This is a genomic window from Flavobacterium sp., assembly GCF_044361065.1.
Lineage (GTDB): Bacteria > Bacteroidota > Bacteroidia > Flavobacteriales > Flavobacteriaceae > Flavobacterium.
In genome coordinates, this window is sequence record NZ_JBIKJI010000174.1 from 1 (window position 1) to 3,867 (window position 3,867).

Genomic DNA, 3,867 nt, shown 5'->3' on the forward strand with positions numbered 1-3,867 from the left:
GTTTTGCATTTTTTTTGTGAAAAAAAGTGAATAAGAATTAAAATTAACCTTTTTAAAATTAATAAAGGTTCAACAATTCATAAATTTTATTTATTTTTGAAAACATGAACATCCAACAACTATATGAATTTTGTCTTTTTAAAAAAGGAGTAACCGAACATTTTCCGTTCGATGAAGATACTTTGGTGTTTAAGGTAGGCGGAAAAATGTTTTGTTTAACTTCCTTAAAACAATGGGAAAGTAACGAACCAAGTTTAAATTTAAAATGCGATCCAGATAAAGCAGAAGTACTTCGAGCGGAATATGAAGCCATTCAACCGGGTTATCATATGAGTAAAAAACATTGGAATACGATTGAATTTCATTCTGATGTAAACGATAAAATGATGTGTCAGTTAATAAATGATTCATACGATTTAGTTTTTTATAGCTTAACTAAAAAAATTCAATCTGAAATTCAAGAATCTGAAAATTAGGCATTACTTTTGATATCAACAATCCATCAACTAAAAACTAAACAGAAAATGATTGACAATTTAAAAAAAATATTAAACGAAGACCAAGACCCAAAAGCGATTGAAAAAATCACCTCTAAATTGGAAAATTTATTAATGTCTAATGAAGAAGTAGGATACATAGCGGTTCAGAAAAAACCTGCAATTACCGTTTTCCCTGATAGTATTTTGGTAACCAATAAACGTATTATTTTATGCAAACCCAAAAATTTAGGGTTATCTATGGAATTTATGGATTACGATTGGGATGATATTGCCGGAACATTTGTAAAAGAAGGTTTTTTAGGTGCCGATTTTTCTTTTTCAACGAAAACCGATTTAACACATACGGTAGAATATTTACCAAAAAATCAAGCACGTAAATTATATACGTATGCTAAAGAACAATTGGATATTTTGAAAAATGGGGTTACGACAAATTCAAATTCAGTTGCAAATGCATCCGTTGAAATAGAAGAGGTTCAAACAGAAGAAGTAACGCATTTTGCAGAGATTATGCCTGCAGTTCAAGATACAGAATTAGAAGAACCTATTCCGTCGCACGAAAAAAAGCTTTCGGAGTTATCAAAAGAGGAATTATTTGACAAGCTTAATAATTATAAAAAACTGTTAGACAACGGTTTAATTCTTCAAGGAGAATACGACAGATTAAAAAATGAAATTCTACCTTTTTTGTAATTTTTTTTAGACATAAATAATTAATTTTTTACTATTTGTAGAATTATTTTGACATATTTCATTGATTTTCAAAATATTTTTATTAGTATTGTAATTAAATTACTAAAACTACAAATATGAAAAAAATTACTTTAATTGTATTATTGTTTGCTATATTTCAGATGAATGCGCAAACTATAGTTCAAACAACACCTCAGAATAAAAAGGTAATTCTTGAAGAATTTACGGGAGTAAATTGTGTTTATTGTCCCGACGGACATACCATTGCAAACAACATAAAAGCGGCAAATCCAAACAATGTTTTTTTAATCAACATTCACGTTGGAAATTTTGCTACACCAAGTGCTGGCCAACCAGATTTTAGAACTCCTTTTGGAACAGCTATAGCGAGTCAAAGTGGCTTAACAGGTTATCCTTCTGGCACTGTAAATCGTACTGTTTTTCCAAGTATTGGTTCTACAACCGCTATGGGTAGGGGAAATTGGGATTCAGCTTCAAGTTTAGTTCTAGCAGAGCCTTCATATGTAAATGTAGCTACTACCGCAAGTATTAATGTAAGTACTAGAGTATTAACAGTTTTGGTGGAGGCCTATTATACAGCTTCTAGTCCGGTATCTTCCAATAGATTAAATGTAGCATTTTTACAAAATAACACAACAGGCGCTCAAGTTGGTGGAAATCAAGGTGATAATTACAATCATCAACACAGGCTAATTCATATGTTGACTGGTCAATGGGGTGAAACTATAAATACTACAGCATTAGGTACTTTTGTAACCAGAACTTACAACTACACCATTCCAGCTGCATACAATAATATCATCGCTGAAATGGGCGAATTTGAAGTAGTTGCCTTTATGGCAGAAGGGCAACAAAATATTATATCTGGTAACGGCGCAATTCCTACTTATACAGGGTTGCCTGCAAACGATGTTAAAGTTAAAGAAGTAGAAAATATTGATACTCAATGTGCAACATCTATTTCGCCAAAAATTGTTATACAAAATTACGGTCAAAATGCATTAACATCTTTGCCTATTTCATATAATGTAAATGGTGGCACGCCACAAGTGTATAACTGGACAGGTAATTTGGCTTCATTTGCAAAAGCGACGGTTACTTTACCAGCAATTACGTATAATTTATTAAATAGTAATACATTTAATGTATCAGTTCCTGCAGACGCAAATGTATCTGACAACACAGGATCTACTACTTTTGAAAAAGCAGCTGTTACTTTTCAAACAAATATTACTATTAAAATCACACTTGATCGATATGGTCTTGAAACGTCGTGGCGATTATTAAATTCAAATAATACACCAGTCGCAATCAGTCCAGCTTATACAAATGCTAGTGCTTCTGGAGAATATCCACAACCCGATATTAACTTAACTTTACCATTTGATTGTTACAAATTTGTTATCAATGATTCCTATGGAGATGGTATGTTTGGCGCCTATGGTTCGGGTTCCTATCAAGTATTTGCAGGTAATGTTTTAATTCCAGGTATTGAGGGTGGTGCTTTTGGATCTTCAGAAACTAAAGCATTCCAAGTAGCTAATATTCTGGGTGTAGAAGACTTTAATACAAATGAAATTTCAGTATATCCAAATCCTTCTAATGGTATTTTTACAATCAATACGCAATTGCCTACAGATGTGGTTGCAATTGATGTTACCGGTAAAGAAGTTTTTAGAATGTTAAACATTAACAACCAAACAACTTTAAATTTAACCCAACTTCAAAAAGGACTTTACTTATTAAAATTAAGTAACGAATTAGGAGAACAAACCAAAAAAATAATAATTGAATAATTAGATAAAAAACCATGAAAAAAATTGTAATCCTTTTATTCGCTGTTATTACAGCTATTAGTTGTAGTAAAGACGATGAGCAAACACCAACTCCAGAACCAGTTGCAAATACTGCACTTAAAGTTTTTCATAAAACTACTGGTGCTGAAATTAAAGATGGTGATGTGTTAAATTTTAATTCTTCCGCTAATGAGTTAAAATTTTATTTTAAAAATACGTCTGCTACATCAATAAAGGTAAAAACAAAGTTTATCACATATAGTGGTGTTTCAGACACAAGTGGTTTAAATTTATGTATTGGAGCGCAATGTTATACAGCACCTATTATGGGCTCTTCTTATCCTGTTAGCAATGAACCAGTTATTAGTGTGCCAGCGAATGGAATTATTGGAGATATTGAACAGTATAAAATTTTTACAATAATCCCTAATCCTCCTGCAAATTCAATTGACTATGTTTTCGAGGCATATCAATACGATGCTAACGGAAATCCTGTTGGAAATAAAGTACGATTTACTTACAGATATCAGCGATAAAACAAATACCATATTTGTTAAATACAAGTGAGTCCATTGGGCTCACTTTTTTTTGTTTATTTTTTAATATGTTGTATTTCAAATCGTTAAACATTCCTGTAGAACAAATTCTACATAAAAACAGCTTTTATTTGTTAATTTATTAAAGAATACTTTTTATATTTGCAGTTAATTTTATTTAAACTGCAAAACAATGCGAATTTTCTTTATTATATTTTTATTTTTTATAAGTAAAGATGTTGTTGCGCAACAGCTTCATCACCAAATGATAAGCGCACAAGGAGGTTCTGTTACAACAACTAATGGGCAATTTGTAAGATA

Annotated in this window: 4 protein-coding genes; all 4 read left to right on the forward strand. The window is 31.2% G+C overall.

What is annotated here, in order from left to right; all coding sequences use genetic code 11:
- The first annotated feature begins 104 nt into the window (after window positions 1–104).
- Window positions 105–476, forward strand: coding sequence for an MmcQ/YjbR family DNA-binding protein (locus tag ACIQ11_RS09340; RefSeq protein WP_396154354.1), 372 nt, complete (start codon window positions 105–107; stop codon window positions 474–476).
- A gap of 48 nt (window positions 477–524) precedes the next feature.
- The gene (locus ACIQ11_RS09345) at window positions 525–1,193 is read left to right on the forward strand and encodes a PH domain-containing protein (protein WP_396154355.1); all 669 of its coding nucleotides are present in this window, start codon (window positions 525–527) and stop codon (window positions 1,191–1,193) included.
- Between the two features lie 116 nt (window positions 1,194–1,309).
- The gene (locus ACIQ11_RS09350) at window positions 1,310–3,010 is read left to right on the forward strand and encodes an Omp28-related outer membrane protein (protein WP_396154356.1); all 1,701 of its coding nucleotides are present in this window, start codon (window positions 1,310–1,312) and stop codon (window positions 3,008–3,010) included.
- Between the two features lie 14 nt (window positions 3,011–3,024).
- Entirely contained in the window at window positions 3,025–3,546 is a 522-nt protein-coding gene (locus tag ACIQ11_RS09355; RefSeq protein ID WP_396154357.1) for a hypothetical protein, read from the forward strand.
- Window positions 3,547–3,867: the final 321 nt, after the last annotated feature.